Source organism: Streptacidiphilus sp. EB129, assembly GCF_041262645.1.
Lineage (GTDB): Bacteria > Actinomycetota > Actinomycetes > Streptomycetales > Streptomycetaceae > Streptacidiphilus.
The window spans coordinates 34,628-54,865 of record NZ_JBGCCS010000038.1 but is presented as its reverse complement, the minus strand read 5'-3'; the positions used below and the strand labels follow the sequence as shown (position 1 = coordinate 54,865).

At 72.0% G+C, this 20,238-nt stretch carries 17 protein-coding genes; 9 read left to right on the top strand and 8 right to left on the bottom strand.

The genetic code is table 11. From position 1 onward, the window contains the following. Positions 1-2 precede the first annotated feature (2 nt). Entirely contained in the window at positions 3-596 is a 594-nt protein-coding gene (locus ABH925_RS31770) for a DUF1707 domain-containing protein (protein WP_370153623.1), read from the top strand. Between the two features lie 25 nt (positions 597-621). Here the strand turns inward: ABH925_RS31770 and ABH925_RS31765 are convergent, their stop codons facing one another. Further along, positions 622-2,691: a phosphocholine-specific phospholipase C gene (locus ABH925_RS31765; protein ID WP_370153622.1), complete on the bottom strand. Its 2,070-nt coding sequence runs from the start codon at positions 2,689-2,691 to the stop codon at positions 622-624. Positions 2,692-2,976: 285 nt separating this feature from the next. On the opposite strand from ABH925_RS31765, the gene ABH925_RS31760 reads away from it, so the two are divergent. From ABH925_RS31760 to ABH925_RS31740, 5 genes are all read left to right on the top strand, one after another. Then, positions 2,977-3,762, top strand: a complete 786-nt coding sequence (locus ABH925_RS31760) for an ABC transporter ATP-binding protein (RefSeq protein ID WP_370153619.1) — start codon at positions 2,977-2,979, stop codon at positions 3,760-3,762. 39 nt (positions 3,763-3,801) lie between these two features. After that, the gene (locus ABH925_RS31755; protein WP_370153618.1) at positions 3,802-4,635 is read left to right on the top strand and encodes an ABC transporter permease; all 834 of its coding nucleotides are present in this window, start codon (positions 3,802-3,804) and stop codon (positions 4,633-4,635) included. A 25-nt stretch (positions 4,636-4,660) separates the two neighbouring features. Next, a complete protein-coding gene (locus ABH925_RS31750; RefSeq protein ID WP_370153616.1) occupies positions 4,661-5,935 on the top strand; it encodes a sensor histidine kinase in 1,275 nt (424 codons plus the stop codon). A gap of 28 nt (positions 5,936-5,963) precedes the next feature. Further along, positions 5,964-6,608 (top strand): response regulator, encoded by a 645-nt coding sequence (locus ABH925_RS31745; RefSeq protein WP_370153614.1) that lies wholly within the window; start codon positions 5,964-5,966, stop codon positions 6,606-6,608. A gap of 79 nt (positions 6,609-6,687) precedes the next feature. Then, entirely contained in the window at positions 6,688-7,068 is a 381-nt protein-coding gene (locus ABH925_RS31740; RefSeq protein ID WP_370153612.1) for an ArsC/Spx/MgsR family protein, read from the top strand. Positions 7,069-7,125: 57 nt separating this feature from the next. On the opposite strand, the gene ABH925_RS31735 is transcribed toward ABH925_RS31740, so the two are convergent. Then, complete coding sequence (locus ABH925_RS31735) at positions 7,126-8,031, bottom strand: S41 family peptidase (RefSeq protein ID WP_370153610.1); 906 nt, start codon at positions 8,029-8,031, stop codon at positions 7,126-7,128. Positions 8,032-8,111: 80 nt separating this feature from the next. Further along, complete coding sequence (locus ABH925_RS31730; RefSeq protein WP_370153608.1) at positions 8,112-9,110, bottom strand: YeiH family protein; 999 nt, start codon at positions 9,108-9,110, stop codon at positions 8,112-8,114. Positions 9,111-9,316: 206 nt separating this feature from the next. On the opposite strand from ABH925_RS31730, the gene ABH925_RS31725 reads away from it, so the two are divergent. Both ABH925_RS31725 and ABH925_RS31720 read left to right on the top strand, forming a co-directional pair. Continuing rightward, entirely contained in the window at positions 9,317-10,270 is a 954-nt protein-coding gene (locus tag ABH925_RS31725; RefSeq protein WP_370153606.1) for a LysR substrate-binding domain-containing protein, read from the top strand. Positions 10,271-10,359: 89 nt separating this feature from the next. Next, on the top strand, positions 10,360-10,974 hold the full coding sequence (locus tag ABH925_RS31720) for a hypothetical protein (protein WP_370153604.1): 615 nt from the start codon (positions 10,360-10,362) through the stop codon (positions 10,972-10,974). 66 nt (positions 10,975-11,040) lie between these two features. Here ABH925_RS31720 and ABH925_RS31715 read toward each other — a convergent pair whose 3' ends face one another. The 4 genes from ABH925_RS31715 to ABH925_RS31700 form a co-directional block, all read right to left on the bottom strand. Continuing rightward, complete coding sequence (locus ABH925_RS31715; protein WP_370153602.1) at positions 11,041-12,171, bottom strand: hypothetical protein; 1,131 nt, start codon at positions 12,169-12,171, stop codon at positions 11,041-11,043. Positions 12,172-12,442: 271 nt separating this feature from the next. Next, positions 12,443-13,657 (bottom strand): cytochrome P450, encoded by a 1,215-nt coding sequence (locus tag ABH925_RS31710; protein WP_370153600.1) that lies wholly within the window; start codon positions 13,655-13,657, stop codon positions 12,443-12,445. 90 nt (positions 13,658-13,747) lie between these two features. Next, entirely contained in the window at positions 13,748-14,494 is a 747-nt protein-coding gene (locus tag ABH925_RS31705) for a tRNA-dependent cyclodipeptide synthase (protein ID WP_370153598.1), read from the bottom strand. A 481-nt stretch (positions 14,495-14,975) separates the two neighbouring features. Next, a complete protein-coding gene (locus ABH925_RS31700) occupies positions 14,976-17,021 on the bottom strand; it encodes a transglycosylase domain-containing protein (protein WP_370153596.1) in 2,046 nt (681 codons plus the stop codon). A 162-nt stretch (positions 17,022-17,183) separates the two neighbouring features. Between ABH925_RS31700 and ABH925_RS31695 the strand changes: the two genes are divergently transcribed. Further along, positions 17,184-19,127: a ricin-type beta-trefoil lectin domain protein gene (locus ABH925_RS31695; protein ID WP_370153594.1), complete on the top strand. Its 1,944-nt coding sequence runs from the start codon at positions 17,184-17,186 to the stop codon at positions 19,125-19,127. A gap of 98 nt (positions 19,128-19,225) precedes the next feature. Here ABH925_RS31695 and ABH925_RS31690 read toward each other — a convergent pair whose 3' ends face one another. Next, positions 19,226-20,203 carry a hypothetical protein gene (locus tag ABH925_RS31690; protein ID WP_370153592.1) on the bottom strand — a complete coding sequence of 326 codons (978 nt, stop codon included), beginning with the start codon at positions 20,201-20,203 and terminating at the stop codon, positions 19,226-19,228. Positions 20,204-20,238 lie beyond the last annotated feature (35 nt).

The window sequence follows — 20,238 nt, the reverse complement described above, 5'->3', positions numbered from 1 at the left end:
TCATGTCCAACGACCTGGCACCCGCCCTGATCCGCGCCTCGCACGAGGACCGCGACCGGACCGTGGAGGCGCTTCGCGTCGCCGCCGGTGACGGCCGCCTCGACGCCGAGGAACTGGACCAACGTCTGGAGAGCGCGCTGACCGCGCGCACCTGCGGCGAACTGGACCTCCTGGTCCGGGATCTGCCCGCGCCCGGCCCGTCGGCCGCGGGCCCCGACAAGGACCTGGCCCGGCTGCGGGCGCACCGCAGCAGCATCGAACGCACCGGGCCCTGGAGCGTTCCGCGCCGCCTGGAACTGGAGGCCCGGTCCGGCACCGCCGTGCTCGACTTCACCGAGGCGGTGCTCGGCGGACCGGCCCTGGATCTGGCACTCGACCTGCGCAGCAGCACGCTGACCGTGATCGTTCCGCCCGGCGTCGCCGTCGCGGTGGACGAGGTCGCGGTGAACGCCGGCGTGGTCACGCAGCGGGTCCGGCGCGGGGCCGACGCCCCCGTCGCCCTGCTGGTGACCCTGAGCGGCACGGTGACCAGCAGCGTGGTCACCGTCCGGCGCCCCCGCCGCCACCTCTTCCGGTGGCGGCGGGCACGCGGCTGACGATGCCTCAGGCTGTGACGATGCCTCAGGCCGTGGCGATGGCCGGGTCACTGATGCTGGGACGACCGGTCTCGACATGGCCGGCCAGCCGGCGGCGGAAGCTGCCGTCCTGGTCCGAGGTCACGGTCAGGTCGTACCAGCCGTGGGTGTTGTCGAGGTGCGCCACGTGGGTGGCGGTCGCGCCAGGACGAACCGTGTAGGTGGTCGGCCGCCTGCCGTCGTAGGCGTTGCCGACGGTGATCCGCGCGGTGCTCCGGCCGTGGTTGGTCAGCGCCAGGCGCAGCTCGCAGCTGTTGCGGTCGTCGCGTGCGCTGATCTCCGTGCCGGCGGTGCCGACCCGACCGGCGTACCGGCGCAGGAATCCGTTGGGCCCGTGCACGGTGAAGTCGTAGCCGCCGTTGGCGTCGCCGCCCACGGTCCAGCTGCCGGACAGCTTCCTGCCGCCCTCGACGGTGTAGGTCCAGGGGCCGCCCGGGTGGGTGGCCGAGGTGACGTGGAAGTTGGCGCCGACCGGGCCGTGGCTCATGAAGTCGACCGTCAGCACGCCGCCGTGGACGTCGGTACGGGCGTCCGCCGACAGGTCGTACGGCAGCGGCCGGGTCGGCCGGAAGCCGCACTCCTGCTTGGGCAGCATCGGGTTGGCCGGCGGGGTCGGCACGTAGTCGGCGTGGCGCAGCCGGTCCGGCGGGAAGTAGCCGTCGGTGGACGGCAGCGCCGGCGCCTTGGCGTCCTTGCGGCCGAAGTCGAAGGCGGCGGTCAGGTCGCCGCAGACCGCGCGGCGCCACGGCGAGATGTTGGGCTCGTGCACGCCGAAGCGCTTCTCGATGAACTGCACGATCGAGGTGTGGTCGAACACCTGCGAGCAGGAGTAGCCGCCCTTGCTCCAGGGCGAGACCACCAGCATCGGCACGCGCGGCCCCAGACCGTACGGTCCGGCGGCGGCGCCGCTGCCGGCCGGCGGGTTGAGCACCTCCAGCGAGATGTCGGCGGTGGACGCGCCCTGCTGCGGCGAGGTCGGCGCGGTCGCCGGGACCACGTGGTCGAAGAAGCCGTCGTTCTCGTCGTAGGTGATGAACAGCGCCGTCCTACTCCACACCTCGGGGTTCGAGGTGAGCGCGTCCAGGACCTGGGCGATGTACCAGGCGCCGTAGTTGACCGGCCAGTTGGGGTGCTCGGTGAAGGCCTCGGGCGCGACGATCCAGGAGACCTGGGGCAGCGTGCCGGCCTTGACGTCGGCCTTCAGGATGTCGAAGTAGTCCTGGCCGGCGCTGTTGTTCGTGCCGGTGCGGGCCTTGTCGTAGAGCGGGTCGCCGGGCTTGGCGTTGCGGTAGTTGTCGAAGTACAGCAGCGAGTTGTCACCGTAGTTGCCGATGTACGCGTCGCTGGTCCAGCCCCAGGAGCCGTTGGCGTCCAGGCCGGTGCCGATGTCCTGGTAGATCTTCCAGGAGACCTTGGCCTGCTCCAGCCGCTCCGGGTAGGTGGTCCAGTTGTAGCCGGCCTCGGCGTTGCTGATGACCGGTCCGCCGCCGGTGCCGTCGTTGCCGACGTAACCGGTCCACATGTAGTAGCGGTTGGGGTCGGTGGGACCCTGCAGCGAGCAGTGGTACGCGTCGCAGACCGTGAAGGTGTCGGCGAGGGCGTAGTGGAAGGGGATGTCCTCGCGGGTGAGGTAGGCCATGGTGCCGGCGCTCTTGCTGGGCACCCAGTTGTCGTACTTGCCGTCGTTCCAGGCGTGGTGGGTGCTGTTCCAGTCGTGGGCGAGGTCCTCCAGGAACTGCAGGCCCATGTTCTTGGCGTCCGGGTGGAACGGCAGCACGTCCTTGGTACCGTCCGACTGGTACCAGACCGGCTTGCCGTTGGGCAGGGAGACCGGGCGGGGGTCGCCGAAGCCGCGCACGCCGCGCAGGGTGCCGAAGTAGTGGTCGAACGACCGGTTCTCCTGCATCAGCACCACGATGTGCTCGACGTCCCGCAGGCTGCCGGTGCGGCGGTTGGCCGGGATCTCCGCGGCCCGCGCGATGCTGGTCGACAGCGCGGACGCGGCGGCGGTACCGCCGGTCAACTGGATGAACCTGCGGCGGTTGATGCTGCTCATGTCTCTCCTTGCCCGGGAGTCCCCGCCGTCGGACGTTGCGTCTGCGGGGCCTGGGCAGCAGTGTCACGGGTGGGGCGAGAACAGCGCGGGGCCCGCAGGCGAACCTTCGGCATCGACCCGGACAACCACTGGTGTTCGAACCGGACGGAACCTGGACGAAAGAACGCTGAACGGACGTCAGCCCGGGCCCGCGTCGCCCGGGCGGTGGTTCGTGCTGGCCCCACCTCTGAAGACGGGTGGCAGCGCCCTCGTTGGGACCGTGCCCGGATCGGCAGGCTTGTGGGCATGACATCGCAGACAGCGGTACCCGCGATCGAGGCGTGCGGCCTCACCCGTAGCTACGGCGGCAGGACGGTCGTCGACCACGTCAGCTTCGCCGTCGAGCCCGGCAGGGTCACCGGATTCCTGGGGCCCAACGGGGCCGGGAAGTCCACCACCATGCGCCTGCTGCTCGGGCTGGAGCGGCCCGACAGCGGGACCGCGCTGATCAACGGCAGGCCGTACGCGGAGCTGCGGGCCCCGTTGGCGCAGGTCGGGGCGATGCTGGAGGCCAAGGCGTTCCACAAGGGCCGGTCCGCGCGCAAGCACCTGCTGTGCCTGGCGCAGTCGCAGGCGCTGCCCGCACGCCGGGTGGACGAGGTGCTCGCCATGGTCGGGCTCACGGACGTGGCCGGGCGCCGGGCCGGCGGGTTCTCGCTGGGGATGGCGCAGCGGCTCGGGATCGCCGCGGCGCTGCTCGGCGACCCCCGGATCGTGCTGCTCGACGAGCCGGTGAACGGCCTCGACCCGGAGGGGATCGTGTGGATCCGGACCCTGATGAAGCGGCTCGCGGCCGAGGGCCGGGCCGTGCTGGTCTCCTCGCACCTGATGAACGAGATGGCGGTCACCGCCGACCACCTGCTGGTGATCGGCGCCGGCCGGCTCCTCGCCGACTGCAGCACCACCGAGTTCATCCGGCGCCACACCGACCCCGAGGTGTACGCGACCACCCCTGCCGTCGCCCGCCCCGCACTGCTTGAGGAAGCGTTCATGCGCCTCACCGCCCACTCCGCGCAGTTCACCGCCGCCTGATCCACCATCACTTCGACAGCAGAAACGGACCCGCCACCAATGACGACCGCCGTGCTCGACTCCAGGACCGACGCCCGCCGGCAGGACCCCGAGCCGGGCTTCCCCGACCTGCTGCGCAGCGAGTGGACCAAGCTGACCAGTCTGCGCTCCACCTGGTGGGCGACCGGCACGATGATCGTGCTGGCACTCGGCCTCAACGTGCTCATCACCGCGCTGCTCACCTCCCACTGGAGTTCGCTCAACCCCGGCACCATCGCCGACTACCGGAACAACACCGTCGGCCTGGTGCTCACGGCCGGTGCCAGCTGGGGGCAGATCGCCGCATGCGTTCTCGGGGTGCTGCTGATGGCGTCCGAGTTCTCCACCGGAATGATCCACTCCACCGTGCTGGCCACTCCGCGCCGCACTCCGGTGCTCGCCGCCAAGGCGATCGTGTTCGGCGGACTGCTGTTCGTACTGGGCGAGTTGATCGCCGTGCCGTCGGTGCTGATCGGCTCATCGATCACCAGCGCGCACGCCCACCTCGCGCTCACCGACGCGTCCACCCTGCGCGCGGTGCTCTGCTTCGGGCTCTACCTGGCACTGCTCGGGGTGATCGCGCTCGGCCTCGGCACGGTCATCCGTCACCCTGCGGCGGCCATCAGCGCCGTCGTCGCGCTGCAGTTCGTGCTGCCGTCCGTGTTCACCATGCTGCCCGGCAGCGTCGGCCGGCACATCTCCGGGGCCATGCCCGCCTCGCTCTACCCGATGATGGGCAGCGGCCACGCTTCCAACGAGGTCTACAGCCCGCTGCAGAGCGCGCTGATCCTGGTCGGCTGGGCGGCCGCCAGCTACCTGGTGGCGCGGCTGACACTGGCGAAGCGGGACGTCTGACCGGCTCATGAGGAAGAATCATCCGGTGAGGATCATCCGACGCGCGCTGCGGGAGCCCTTCGCGGCGCGCGCCTGGAGCGAGCTCGCCTACTCCCTGCTGAGCCTCCCGCTGGCACTGATCGGTATCGTCGCCGCGCTGCTGGTGACCGTCTTCAGTCTGCTCTCCACCGGGGTGGTGGCGATCCCGCTGCTGTTCCTGTTCCTCGGCCTGGCGCGGGGCCTCGGCACTCTCTACCGGGGCCTGGCCCGGGTACTGCTGCACCTGGACATCCCCGCACCGGAGCGGTTGCGGCGCGCACCGGGCGTGCTGGGGTGGCTCCTGTACCAGGTCGCCGACCCGGTCAGCTGGCGCGTCGCCGGCTATCTGACCGTGCGCTTCCCGCTCGGGCTGCTCCAGTTCGTGCTCGGCTTCGCCTGGTGGACCTACGGCGCAATATTCGCCCTCTACCCGACGATCTGGCGGTTCGAGGCGGCCGGGACCGGCAACGGGCACTCCGGGCGGCACATCGGCCTGCAACTCGGCGACCAGTACGCCGACACCTGGCCGCGCGCGCTCGGCGTCACCGCCTTCGGCCTGCTGATCCTGCTCGCCTGGCCCTGGGTGCAGCGCCTGCCGCTGGCACTCGACCGATGGCTGATGCCGCGTCTGCTCGGCCCCAGCGAGACGTCGGTGCGCCTGGCACGCGTGACCGAGACCCGGGAGCTCGCGGTGAACGAGGCCGCCGCCGCGCTGCGCAGGATCGAACGCGATCTGCACGACGGCGCGCAGGCTCGGCTGATCGCCCTGGGGATGCGTCTCAGCCGCGCCGAGGCCCGGCTCGGCACGGGGGACACGGAGTTGGCGCTGGCGCTGGTGCGGGAGTCCCGCCGGGAGACCAGGGAGATCGTCCAGGAGCTGCGCGAGCTGGTCCGGGGCATCCACCCGCCGGCCCTGGACTCCGGTCTGGGACCCGCGCTGGCGACCCTCGCCGCCCGCTGCCCCCTGCCGACCAGCCTGCGGGTCGAGCTGCCCGAGCGGCCCGCCCCGGCGGTGGAGACCATGCTGTACTTCGCCGTCGCCGAACTGCTCACCAACGCCGCGAAGCACAGCGGCGCCGGACGGATCGCGGTCACCGTGCTGTCCGCCGGCGACAGCCTGCGGCTGCTGGTCACCGACGACGGTGTCGGCGGCGCGAGGCTGGACGGCGCCGGCAGCGGGCTGCGCGGACTGTCGGAACGGGTGGCCATCGCGGACGGGGAGCTGCGGGTGGACAGCCCGCCCGGGGGACCCACCACCATCGGCGTCGAGATCCGGCGCTGAGAGCGAAGAGAGAAGGCGGGTGATCGGCATGCGTGTCGTGGTAGCGGAGGACACGGCCATCCTGCGGGCCGGGCTGGTCCAGCTGCTGGAGGACGAGGGGCACCAGGTCGTCGCCGCCGTACCGGACGCCGCGCGGTTGCTGAGCGCCGTCGCGGAACACCGTCCCGATGTCGTGGTCGCCGACATCCGGATGCCGCCCACCCACACCGACGAGGGGCTGCGCGCCGCGATCGAGCTGCGGGCGGCGCAGCCCGGCCTGCCGGTGCTGATCTTCTCCCAGTACGTCGAGACCCAGTACGCCCGCCGCCTGCTCGCGGGCAACTCGGCGGGGGTGGGCTATCTGCTCAAGGAGCGGGTGATGGACACCCGGGACTTCGTCGACGCCCTGGAACGGGTCGCGGCCGGCGGCACCGCGCTGGACCCGGAGGTGGTCACCCAGCTGGTCGGGGCCAGCCCGAGCCGCAGCACCGTGGACGCGCTGAGCCCGCGCGAGCGCGAGGTGCTGGGCCTGATGGCCGAGGGGCGCTCCAACGGGGCGATCGCGCAGGCCCTGGTCGTGACCGAGCGGGCGGTGGAGAAGCACGTGGCCAACATCTTCGTGAAGCTGCAGCTCCCGGTCTCCGCCGCGGACCACCGCCGGGTGCTCGCGGTGCTGCGCCATCTCGGCGCGTAGCGGGGCGACTGTCCCGGGGCCCGCGGGGGGGTGTGACCGGGTCCTGCCGGGCCGTCGGCAGGACCTCTAAGCTGGGCCGATGGAGATCTGGATCAACCCGCAGTGCAGCAAGTGCCGGACCGCCGTGGGGGCCCTGGACGAGGCGGGCGCCGAGTACACGGTGCGCCGCTACCTGGAGGACCCGCCGTCGGCGCCCGAGCTGGAGGCCGTGCTGGCGCGGCTGGTGCTGGAGCCGTGGGACATCACCAGGCTGGACGAGCCGGTGGCCCGCGAGCTGGGCATGAAGGACCGCGAGGCCTGGCCCCGGGAGCCCGGGGCCAGGGCCCGCTGGATCGCGGCGCTGTCCGAGCATCCGGTGCTCATCCAGCGCCCGATCATCACCGCCGACGACGGCCACGCGGTGGTGGCCCGGACCGACGAAGCACTGCGCAGCGTGCTGTCGGAGCAGCGCGCGGAGTAGTAGCGCGCGGGGTGCGCGCGCCCCGCAACCGAGCCGACGCCTGCAACGGGGACGGCGCTACGGCTGGGCCGGCCCCTGCAGCTGGGCCAGCGCCTCGCGGTGGGCCCGGTCGAGGGCGTCGACCGCCGGCACCTCCAGGTCCGGGACGACGCCGACGCCCTCCCAGTTGGTGCCGCTGACCGGGTTGATCGCGCGGGCGACCGGGATCGTCGCCTCCAGGTGCGGGTGCACGGTCCAGCTCTCACGCGGGTGCGCGCCGCCACCGGTGCGCTCGCCGACCACCGTGGCGCGTCCCAACTGCTGCAGGTCGTAGGCGAGTTCCTCGGCGCCGGAGAAGCTGGTGCCGCTGGTGAGCACGTACACCGGCTTGCTGCCGCCGAAACGGCGGCCCGGGACGTAGGGCAGCGTCCAGGACTGCGTGTAGGTGTCGCCCTCACGCAGGTAGAGGGTGTTCAGGTGCGTCGGCTCGTCCAGCAGGTAGCTGCAGATGAAGGCGACGGTGTCCGGGCTGCCGCCACGGTTGGCACGCAGGTCCAGGATCAGCGCCTCGGCCGGGGCCACCATCGTGAGCGCCGCCTGCAGTGCCTCGCCGGAGAGCGACAGCGGGAAGAGCATCGGGCTCAGCTCCAGCAGCGCCACCCCGCCCTCCAGCAGCTGCACCAGCGGCACCCCGGACAGGGTCTGGGTCGCGAGCCGACGGAAGTCCGCCTCGTCGGCGCCCAGGTCCTCGGCGATCGCCAGCTCGTGGAACTTCAGCCGCAGGTGCAGGTCGTTGTTGACCGACTGCAGGTCCTCCGTCACCAGCGCGCCGAGTTCCTCGGCCGTGGCTGCGGCGTCATAGCGGCCGGCCGCCAGCTGCTTGTCCAGCAGCGCGGCGATCTGCTCCGCCATGTCCGGGAACACATAGTTCTCGGCGGTCAGTCTGCTGGTCTCCGCGACGATCCGGGCGGTGTCGAGCGTCATCAGGGTTCCCCTCCGTGGTGTCGCAACTTTGCGATCAAGAAGGAGTAGTACCAGGAAGGGGAACGCCCGATCAACGTCGGTCAGGTCGTGGCCAGGACGCCGACGTAGGAGATTCCGGCGATCATCGCCCAGGAGGCCAGTCCGAGCAGCAGCGCCCTGCGGCCGGTGCGCAGCAGCGCCCGCACGTCGACGGCACTGCCCAGGGCGAAGAGGGCGGCGGCCATCAGCAGGTCGTCGACCTGTCCGGCGCCGTCCACCACCGGCGCGGACAGCAGGCCGGTGCTGCGCAGGGCGACGCAGGCGAGGAAGCCGGCCAGGAACATCGGCAGCGGTGCGGGGCGCTTGCCCGCCGGTCCGGCACCACTCGCCCCGGGACCGTCGCTGCGCCTGCGGCCGCGACGGCGACTGCGGGCCAGTGCCACGCCGGTGACGATCGGGGCGAGCAGGGCGACCCGCATCAGCTTGACGACGACCGCCTGCGCCAGCGCCGCCGGGCCCGCGGTCTGCGCGACGGCCACCACCTGGCCCACGTCGTGCACGCTCGCCCCGGCCCACCGTCCGAACTGGTCGCCGCTGAGGCCCAGCGGGTGGTGCAGCAGCGGCAGTACCGCGATGGCCAGGCTGCCGCACAGGGTGACCAGGGCGACCGCGGTGACCACGTCCTCCTCCTCGCTGTCGGTGACCCCGTTCATCGCGGCGACCGCCGAGGCGCCGCAGATGGAGAAGCCGGTCGCGATCAGCAGCGGCTGGTCCCCCGGCAGGCCGAGGCGGCGTCCCAGCCACTGGGTGCCGAAGAAGGTCGCGCCGACCACGGCGACGACCACCACCAGCGTCTGCCAGCCGAGGGCGACGACGTCACCGAGGGCCAGCTTGAGCCCCAGCAGCGCGACGGCCAGCCGCATCAGCCGCTTCGCGACCAGGCCGAGGCCGGGCCTGGTCGCGGCGGGCAGCACGCCGGCGTTCCGGACCAGCACGCCCAGCACCACGGCCGCGGTCAGCGGGGCCACCGCCGGGACCGTCCGGTGCACGCACCAGGCCACCACGACCGCGCCCCCGGCCGCCGCCAGCCCGGGCGCCATCAGCCGCGTCCGCCCCGCCACCGTCCGGGGTACCAGCCCCGGCGCCGGCCCCGGCCCCGGCCCCGCTCCCGCTCCCGCTCCCGCTCCCGGTATCGGCGGTGGGAATCCTGCTGCTCGCGGCGGGGAGAGGGTCATGGTGTCCACCCTGGGCCGGAGCCGGGCGACCCGGTAGCCGCGACTTCCGTCCCACGCCATAGGGTTTCCCTATGAGCAATGTCCCCGATGCCACCCAGCCGGTCCCCGCCTCCCGCCGTCTGCCCGACCTGCACACGCTGGAGCTGCTGGTGGCGATCGCCGAGACCGGGAGCATCGGGCGGGCCGCCGCGCGCCTGTCGATCACCCAGCCGTCCGCCAGCGCCCGGATGCGCACCCTTGAGCGGCGGCTGCGGCTGGACCTGCTGGACCGCTCGACCCGCGGGTCCCGGCTGACCCCTGCCGGGCTGCTGCTCACCGACTGGGCCCGGGAGGTCCTCGCGCAGGCGCACCGGCTCGCCGAGAGCCTGGCCGTGCTGCAGTCCCAGCAGCAGGGTCAGCTCAGGATCGCCGCCAGCCTGACCCTGGCCGAACACCTGCTGCCAGCATGGCTGATGACGCTGCGTCGGCAGATCCCGGGGGTGCACGCGGTGATGCGGGTGAGCAACAGCCAGCAGGTCATCGCGGCGGTCCGGCACGGCGAGGCCGACCTGGGCTTCATCGAGGGCCCCTACGTCCCGCAGGACGTCCGCGCGCTGCCGGTCGGACACGACCGGCTGATCGTGGTCACCGCCCCGCACCACGGCTGGACCCGCCGGTCCGTCCCGCTCTCCGGGGCCGAGCTCGCGGACACTCCGCTGCTGCTGCGGGAGGCCGGATCCGGCACCCGGGAGACCCTGGAACACGCGCTGCGCCCGTGGGACGGCCCCTCCGTACCGGTGCTGGAGCTGGGCTCCACCGCGCCGCTGCGGAGCGCGGCGGCTCAGGGCGCGGCCCCCGCGGTGCTGTCGCGCCTCGCGGTGGCGGAGGACCTGGCCGCCGGCCGGCTGGTGGAGATCCCGGTCGCCGAGGACGTCCGGCTGGCCCGCACTCTGCACGCCGTCTGGCCGCACGACACCGAACTGCCGGAATCGGCCAGGACGCTGCTCCAGCTCGCCCGCGCCCAGGGGGCCGGCTCCGAACGGTGATCCCGGTGAACCCGCTCCGACAGTGGCGCGTACTGAGAACCAGGCCCCGCAGCCAGCGGGTACGGGGGTTCCAGCGGAAGAAGACGGTCATGAAGCGGGTCATCGTCATTGCCCTCGGTGCGGCCTCGGTCGCCGCCCTCGCCGCCGGTTGCAGCAGCTCCGGCACCACCGCCTCGTCCCCGCCGGCCAGCAGCAGCGCGCCGGCGCCCGCGAGCAGCGCCCCGGCATCCTCACCCGCCACCAGCGGTGGAGGCGGTGCGAGCGCAGCGGGAGCGACGGTGAAGGCGCAGAACTCCAGCCTCGGCCAGATCCTGGTCGACGGATCCGGCCGGACGCTCTACCTGTTCACCGCGGACACCGGGAGCACCTCGAACTGCAACGGCACCTGCGCACTGGCCTGGCCGCCGGACACCACCACCGGGCAGCCGACCGCGAACGGGCTGACGGCCTCCATGGTCGGCACCACCATGCGCACCGACCACCGGACCGAGGTCACCTACAACGGCCACCCGCTGTACTACTTCGAGCACGACTCCAGGCCCGGTGACGTCAACGGCGAGGGCGTGAACGCGTTCGGCGGCTCCTGGTACGCGGTCTCCCCCAGCGGTACGGCCGTCACCGGCTCCGCACCCGCCGCGCCGGCCCCCGCGCCGAGCACGCCCACGCCGTCGCCCAGCAGCGGCGGCGGCTACGGAGGCTACTGAGCGGCTGGTGCGGGCGGTGGGGCTCCGCCGGTCGGCAGAGCCCCACGCCCCGCGAGGTGTCGCGGATCAGTGCAGCAGGTCCAGCTGGTTGGTCACGTCGTCGACGAACCAGACGGCGTGCTGACCCGGCCGGACCGCCAGGCCGAACAGGGCACCGGCGCCCGGAAGCGTCGTGGTGGGGGAGGTGTCCAGCGCCCGCACCGCGACCTGGTCGCCGCCCGGGGTGGTCTCCACCAGGTTCCCGTCCAGCCCGTTCACCGTGAGGATGTCGCCGCCCGGCGCGACAACCAGGCCGAGCGGGCCGTTCAGGCTGCCGCACTCGCTGACGGTACGGCCGGTGCCGCCGGAGGTCTCCCGGAACGGCGCGTCGGGGATGGCCGCGATCCGGCTGTTGACGGTGTCCGCGACGTAGAGGGTGCCGTCCCTGGAAAGGCCGACGCCGGTCGGGCCGACGACCAGCGCGTTGGGGTCGGTGCGCTCGGCGAAGCCGGAGCCGACCACCTTGGTCGCCACCAGCCGCGGCGGGTCACCGTGCGTCCCGCCGACCAGGGTGAGCCGCAGTACGGTGCCCCGGTGCACGATCGCGCCGTTGGCCGCCACGGTCCCGTTCAGGACGTTGGTGACGAAGAGCTCGCTGACCCCGCCCCTGCTCACCGCGGCCATGTCCCACGGGCCGTTGATCCCGTGGCCGGAGAACGTCTCGCGGACCGTGCCGCCGCTGTCCAGTACCAGCAGGCAGCCGGCCTTCGCGGTGGCCGCGGTACCGTCCGAGGTCGGCAGGCTGCCCACGACCACCCAGCCGCCGGGCAGGATCGACAGCGCGGTGGTCAGCCCCACCCCGCCCGGACAGGCGCCCGGCAGCCCGGCCGGGTCGATCACGGCGAACTGGGTGACGGTGCCGCCGGGCGACACCTCGACCAGCGTGGTGCCGGTGCCCTGCAGATTGCCGCTGTTGTTGAAGTTGCTGACCAGGACGTCGCCCCGGTGCAGCTTCCCGTGGTCGGCCGGGACGACGGCGACGCCGTACGGGTTCATGTCGCCGTTGGCGGGAACCGTGGACGCGACGGTGGTGACGGTGTGTGCGGGGCCGACGAAGGGTTCGTCGGCGACGGCGCCGCCCACCGGGGCCGCGAACGCCGCGCCCCCCAGTGCGAGCGCCGTCAGTACGGCCAGGACCGTGCCGGCACGTGATCTCATGTGCCCCCTCCTTGAGGTCGGGTGTGCACCCCGTCCCTACGCGGCGGGGGCCCAGCGGGGTTCATGCCGCCGATCAGTAACCCCGAAAGCCGGGACCGAAACCCCAGTGCTCCGAACGGCCCACCCGCTCCCCGTCACTGAACAACCCTCACCCGAGCATCCGTCAGCTCACTTCCCGCGCCGACGCCCTGCCCCGCAGCGGGACGCGGCGCCGCCCACGCCCACGCCCACCACCAGGCCGGGGGACGGCGCCACGTCACCGCATCGAGCGTCACCACATCACGGGCAGGCGCTCCGGCACTCGCTTGATGAAACCGGTGCGCCAGACCAGGCGCTCCTGCGGAACCGCCAGCCGCAGCGCGGGCAGCCGCTCCAGCAGGGCCGACAGTGCCACCTCCGCGTGCAGCCGTCCCAGCGCGGTCGCCGGGCAGTAGTGGCGGCCGGCCCCGAAGGACAGGTGCGGGCCGGGCTCACGGTCCAGGTCGATCCGCTCCGGGTCGGCGAAGACCGCCGGGTCGTAGTTGGCGCCCTCGACGCAGACCAGCACCAGCTCCCCGGACCGCACCGCGACACCGCCCAGCTCCACGTCCGTGGTGGCCAGCCGGGGCAGCCCGTCGCCGATGGAGAGGTTCACCCGGAGCAGTTCCTCGACCGCGCGTCCGATCTTCTCCGGGTGCTCGCGCAACTGCTCCGCCAGCTCGGGGCGGGTCAGCAGCGCCAGCACGGCGTGCACCAGGAACGCGGAGGTGCTGACCGCGCCGGCACCGAAGAGCGAGACCGCGACCGTGGCCAGGTTCTCGTCGGTCAGCCCCTCCCCCGGATCCGCGCCGGCGCGCACCGCGGCGAAGCGCCCCAGCAGCCCGGGGTCGTCCGGCGTCGCGGCCTTCACCCGCTCGATCAGGTAGGAGTGCGCCTTGTTCCAGTTCGCGGTGAAGCCGTCGTGCGGCACCGGGCTCTGGATGAAGGCGATGTCGAGGCCGGACATCAGCTCGCGCCAGTCGTCCGCCGGGATGCCGATGATCCTGCAGTGCAGCTCCGCCGAGTACGGATCGGCGAAGCCGGCCCGCAGGTCGACCGGGGCGCCCTCGGCCAGCAGCGCGTCGATCAGCGTGTGGGCACGGCCGCGCAGCCACTCGGCGAGGTCCCGTCCGGCCTTGGGCGAGAGCGACTTCATCACGGCGTCGCGCAGGCCGGCGCTGTTGATGTTGCCCATGTTGTTGACGATCTCCGGCGGGATCGTCAGCGCGTACTGGCGCGGCACGCCGGGCGAGGCGGTGGCGGGCAGGCTGAAGCGGTCGTCCTCCAGCACCTGCTGGGCCAGCGCGTGCGACGTGACCAGCCAGGCCACGTCCCCGGTCATGGTGCGGACCCGGGCCACCGGCGACTGCTCGCGCAACGCGGTCAGCTCGGCGGGCAGGCGGTCCCCGAAGGGGCAGAGCGGGACGGTCAACTGCGGTGTGGCGGCGCTGCTCTGATCAATAGCCATGATCATGCCAATCGGTACGAGTGGGTCGGACAGTGAGGTCGGGACGGTGGGGTCGGACAGTGATGTCAGGACACGGCGGGGGTCCGTGGATCAGGCGGCGGAGAGCGCCTCGACCGCGCGCGGGCGGACCACGGCGTAGGCCTGGCCGTCGGCGGCCCGCAGGCCCTCCTGCCGGGTGTAGAGGACGTTCACCAGCGGCAGCGTCTTGTGGTAGCAGCCGACCGAGGTCGGCACGCCCAGGATGGCCGGGGTGTCCAGGAAGAACGGCAGCTCGGCGGCCAGGTAGTCCAGGCCGGCCTGACGCTGGGCCGCGCTCATGGCCTCGTCGTCCGGGGTCCGGCCGCCCACGACCTGGCGCACCATGTCCTCCGCGGCCAGCTGGAACTCCCGGTCCACGGCGAGCGCGTGCAGCACCTCGGCGTGCAGTTCCCGGTACTCGGCGGAGCCGGCGAACTCCGACAGGGCGTGCACGCGCACCCGCTCGGACGGTGCCTCGGCCTCGTCCAGGCCCTTGGCGATCCTCCGCCGGACCGCCTTGACCTCCTTGGCCGCCCGCTTGGCGGCGTGTTCGGCGGTGTAGCCGGTGGCCTCGAACATCGCGTCCACATGCAGGTCGGCGTAGACGAAGTCGACGGCCTCGAAGTGCCCGAGCGACCAGCGGGCCAGCTCGGCGAGCCGGTCGCTGGTGAAGTAGCTGTTGCCGGGACTCACGCCGATGAGCACATGGTCGGCCCTGGCGTAGATCCTGGCGCAGTCACCGGTGTGCGGGACGACCTCGAACGAGTGCTCCTGGAGGCTGTTCTGATGGCGCGTCGGAAACAGAAGTGTGGGTATCACCGTGTCGATTCTCCGAACTGCGGGCATGGCGGAGCCATCTGCCCGGAAACCGAGGGAAAGGGGACGAGCGCGGTTATGACGCAGTGTCATGAATAGGAGTGAGTGCGCACACTGGCGCACGACCCCGCCCGGGTCCCGAAGGGGACGACGGGGTCGGTGTGAACGGGGTGATCACCCCGCGGCTGTCCTGGGCTCAGCGCGTCCGGGCTGAGTGCGGGGTCCGCTCGGGGCTCGGACAGTCGCCCGGAAGCCCCGCCGAAGGGATGGCAGCAGCGACCGCAGGGAAGCCGGTACGCACGGTGGTGCCCCCTTGCGCCGCGAGTCCCTGGGAACCGTGTGCTCCTGGTGTGGCGGCAGCACGGTCACGCTACCTTCTGTTGAAGGTCAGCGACTCACCGTGCAAAGCTGTTGGCGTGAACTGTTCGTTTGCCGACCGGATCTGATCGTCATTCGCCGCGTCGGCCCGCTGTGATCCCCTGGCTCAGGGGCCGGTGAAGGCGGTCGGTGGGGTGTTGGCCAGGGCGCCTTCGATGGCGTCGCGCCAGATGGGGCCGGCCAGGGTGCCGCCGAAGGCGAGGCCGACGACGGTGCCGCCGATGCTCTGGCCGTCCAGGTCCTGCGGGGTCCTGGTGTCGCTGACCACGGTCGCCCCGGACAGCTGGGGCGTGTAGCCGACGAACCACACCTGCTTGCTGCCGTCGGTGGTGCCGGTCTTGCCGGCGCTCGCGCGGTCGGTCAGCCCGGCGGGCCGGCCGGTGCCGTCCTCGACCACGCCCTTCAGCATCGTGGTGATCTCGTCGGCGGTCGTGGTCGACATCACCCGGTTGCACTGCGGCTTCGGCTCCGCGAGCGGGGTTCCGGCCAGATCGGTGACCGAGGTGACCGCCAGCGGCAGGCAGTAGCTGCCGTGCGCGGCGAAGGTGGCGTACACGTTCGCCATCTGCAGCGGGGTCAGGTCGTTGGTGCCCAGCGTCATCGACGGCACCACGCTGATCGGTTCGCCGCCGGCCTGGGTGGTGACGCCCAGACGAGCCGCCATCGTCGCCGCGTTGCACAGCCCGGCGTCCGCCTCCAGTTGCGCGAAGTAGGTGTTCACCGACAGCGCCATCGCGTCCGGCATCGCGAACGGGCCCACCAGCGAGTGGCTGTCATTGTGCACGTTCCCGCCCAGCCCCTGGCCGAAGTAGTTCCCGTTGCAGTCCACCATCGCCGGCCAGGGCATGCTGTACGGGGCGGGGTACTGCTGCGTGGGCAGGATCCCGTTCTCCAGGGCGGCCGCGGCCACGATCGGCTTGAAGGTCGAGCCGGTGGGGAAGCCCAGGCCGCCACCCATCCGCACGCCGACGCTCAGGTTGATCTCGGTCTCGTCCGGCCGGGTGCCGTACAGCCGGCTCTGACCCATCGCCAGGATCCGGCCGGTGCCCGGCTGGACCAGGGTCATCGCGGTGGCCGCCTGGTCGGAGCTGTAGACATGACCGGTGACCGACTGCTGCAGGGCCCGCTGCGCGGTGGGGTCCAGGGTGGTGTGGATCTGCAGCCCGCCACGCAGCCACAGCTTCTGCCGGTCGGCCACCGACCGTCCGAAGGCGGGGTCGCTGAGGATCACCTGGTGCACGTAGTCGCAGAAGAAGCCCTCGCCCTCCCGGGCGGTGATGCAGCCCTCGTGCGGCGTGCTCGGCTTCAGCCCCAGCGGCGACGCCGTCGCCTGCACCGACTGAGCCTCGGTCACCGTGCCGTACTCGGCCATCTTGGCCAGCACGGTGTCTCTCCGCTGCCTGGCCTCCACCGGATGCAGGATCGGATCGTAGCCGGACGGCGACTGCACCAGCCCGGCCAGCAACGCGGCCTGGGGCAGCGTCAGATCGGCGGCGTGGACGCTGAAGTAGCGCTCCGAGGCGGACTCGACGCCGTAGGCCTGCTCGCCGAAGTAGACGATGTTGAGGTAGTCGGTGAGGATCTGGTCCTTGGTCAGGGTGTGTTCCAGGGTGATCGCGTAACGGATGTCCTGGACCTTGCGGGCGAGGGTCTGCTGCTGCGCCTGAAGAACCGCCGACAGATTGTCACCGGCCTCCTCCACCATCACGTTCTTGACGTACTGCTGGGTCAGCGTGGAGGCGCCCTGGGAGATGCTGCCGCTGGAGGTGTTCTTGGCGAGGGCGCGCAGCACGCCCTTGGGATCGACCGCGCCGTGCTGGTAGAAGCGGTAGTCCTCGATGTCCACCACGGCCTGCCGGACCAGCGGCGCCATCCGGCTCTGCGGGACCACGGTCCGGTTCCGGTCGAACACGGTGGCGATCAACCCGCCGTCGGCGTCGTAGATCTGCGAACCATGCGACAGCGGGGGCGCGGTGAAGTCGCTCGGGACGCTGCCGAAATCCACCGCCACCTGCCGCGCGCCGAGGCCCAGCGCGGCGACGCCCGGCAGGGCCAGTCCCGCCACCAGGCTCCCGGCCGCGACGGCGAGTATCAACAGCCGCAGGGTCAGGCCGAGTCGGTGGAACCGGGAGCGGGGGCGCGCTGCTGCCATCCCTCGAATCTAGACCCAGCCGGCAGCTGCCGTCCCCTGGCATGTCCAGATCGGTTATGGCAATCTCGCATCCGGCTGAGCGTCACTCCTTGTCTATACAAGTGGGGCAGCATTCTCCGGGCTGGCTCGCCCGGGCCGCCACCTACGGAAAGGGCACCCACCATGCACCCACATCCCCAACTCCGGTTGCACCTGCGCAAACGGTCCTACGCGGCGGCAGTGTCGCTGATCTGTCTGATCAGCCTGCTGTACGCGTTCTCGACGGCCCCGTCGTACGCAGCAGCCACCGCCGCCACCACTGCCACCGGTGAGATCACCGGCCTGGCCGGCAAGTGCCTGGACGACTCGGGCGCCGGAACCGCCGACGGCAACCCCGTCATCCTGTGGCACTGCACCGGCAGCGGCAACCAGACCTGGACCCTTCCGGGTGACGGCACCGTGCGCACCCTGGGCAAGTGCCTGGACCTGAGCAACGGCGGGACCACCGCGGGCACCTACGCCGACCTGGACACCTGCGACGGCCTGGCCCGGCAGCAGTGGACGGCCGACGCCAACGGCACCCTGGTCAACCCCGGCTCCGGCCTGTGCCTGGACGTCTGGGGCGGCAACTCCGCCGACGGCACCAGGACCGACGGCTGGACCTGCGGCAACCAGCAGGCCAACCAGCTGTGGACGGTGCCCGGCACGCCGGCCGGCAGCAGCGGCAACCTGCTGGTCGACCCGGACGCGGAGTCCGCGGCGATCTGCTCGCCCACCGGCGAGGACGGCATGACCGTCCCCGGCTGGACCATCACCAGCGGTGAGCCGAACGTGGTCTGCTACGGCGCGGCCGGCGGCTTCCCGACCGACAGCACCCCCGGCCCGGCCAACCGCGGCACCGGCTTCTTCACCGGCGGCGCCACCGGCAACTCCGGCCTGAGCCAGAACGTCGACGTCTCGGCGGCGGCCACCGCGATCGACGGCGGCGGCGTCGGCTACGACCTGTCCGGCTGGCTCGGCGGCTACGCCGCACAGGACGACCGGGTCAGCATGACCGCGACCTTCCAGAACGCCTCGGGCGCCTCGCTGGGCAGCACCACGATCGGCCCGGTCACCAGCACCGACCGCGGGCTCACCACCGAGCTGCTGCAGCGCACCAGCACCGGCAAGCTGCCGGCCGGCACCCGCACGATCAAGGTCGACCTGGCCTTCACCTGGACCGCGGGCAACACCACCGACGGCTACGCCGACAACCTGTCGCTGACCCTGACCACGCCGCTGCCGACGCCGGTGCTCACCGCCCCGGCCTCCTCGGTGCCCGGCTACGACCACGTGTTCGTGGTCTACATGGAGAACCAGGACTACTCCGGCATCATCGGCAACACCTCGCAGGCCCCGTACATCAACAGCCTGGCGAAGGCCAACACGGTGCTGTCGCAGTCCTACGCCACCACCCACCCGAGCGACCCCAACTACGTCGCCCTGGCGGCCGGCGGCCTCTACGGCCTGACCGGCAACAGCGTCAGCACCACCACCATCGACGCCCCGCACATCGGCAACCGGGTCGAGGACGCCGGCAAGACCTGGAAGTCCTACGCCCAGAACGCCAACGGCAACTGCGACACCACCACGCACGGCAACTACTACCCCGACGACGTGCCCTTCTACTACTTCAAGGACATGAAGACGGACGCGGCCTACTGCCAGGCCCACTGGCAGCCGCTCACCCAGATGACCACCGACCTGCAGTCCACCGCCACCACGCCGAACTTCGTCTGGTTCGCCGCGGACGACTGCTACGACATGGAGGGCTGCGGCGTCGCCTCCGGTGACACCTGGCTGAGCCAGACCCTGCCCACCCTCTTCAACTCCCCGGCCTGGACCCAGCAGCGCTCGCTGCTGATCCTGACCTGGGACGAGGGCGCGGTGAAGGCCTTCGGCCCCGGCTACCCCAACCGCGTGCCGACCATCCTGATCGGCTCGCAGAACTCGGTGAAGACCGGCTACACCAGCAGCCAGCGCACCGACCAGTACGGCCTGCTGCGCACCGTCGACCAGGCCCTGGGCCTGCAGCCGCTGACCAACAACGACCGCTACGCGGCCACGGTCAACGACGTCTGGCAGTAGCCCGCAGGAGCGGTGACCCCTGGCACGACCGTGGGCGGGCCCCAGGAGGGGCCCGCCCACGGCGTACTGTCACACGGCGTCGGTCAGTTCAGCTGTGGTCAGCCGGACATCGCGCAGCCGCCCGCGTTGTTGCTCCAGGTGGGCTGCATGGCGAAGGAGCCGGTCGGCAGGTTGATGGTGCCCAGGTTCTGCCAGGCGCACAGGTCGCCGTTCTCCGAGCCGTCCGAGGCCACCCAGCCGCTGGACGGCTGCGGGTCGGTCGCCGACTCGGCGTACTCGTGGCCACCCACGATGCTGAACCCGTCGAGCTGGTTCTGCACCGAGCCCGCGCCGCAGCCGGAGCCGGCGTCGAGGACGTAGGGCATGTTGGTGTAGGAGACATTGCCGTCGTAGTCGTGCCAGGCGCAGAAGCCCGAGTTGGGGAAGCCGTCGGGCTGGGTGCCGCTGGGGCTCATGACCACGATCTGGACGTCCGGCCCGGAGACGCCGAAGTGCGCGGCGGCCGCGTCGGCCTCGGCGGCGATGTCGGCCTGGGCCGCGGCGGCCGGGGCGGGCGAGCTGTCGTCCACCCAACTGCCGCCGAGCACCGAGCCGTTGAAGGTCGGTCCCTGGCCGCTGCTGTCGGTGTACTGGGAAGTGACGGTGGACCAGCTGTCCTGCGAGGTGCCCAGGCCGCTGAAGAGGTTCTGCTGGTACTGCTCGACGCCGTTGCTGTCGCTGTCCCACTGGTTGCCCCAGAAGACCAGGTAGACCTGGACGTTGTGCTGCACCGGGCCGCCGTTGTACTGCAGCGTGCCGCTCGCGGCGGCCGGGCGGACGTGGCCGGCCTGGGTGGTGAAGGCGCCGGCCTTGCCGCGCATGGGTATCACGCCGTGACGGCCGTGGGTCTCCACCCGCACGACCTTGCCGTGCGAGCGGACGTAGTGGACTCCGTCGGACTGCGCCGCCGAGGCCGTGCCGGACGCGGTGGCGCCCAGGACGGCGGTGAGGGCGACGCCGCAGACGGCGACGGTGGAACGAAGGCGCCGCCAGTGGTGACCGGAGGACGAGGTACCGCGCGGGGTTCGGGTGAACATTCCCGGGCTCCTTCTGCCGTGGGGGACAAGGGAAC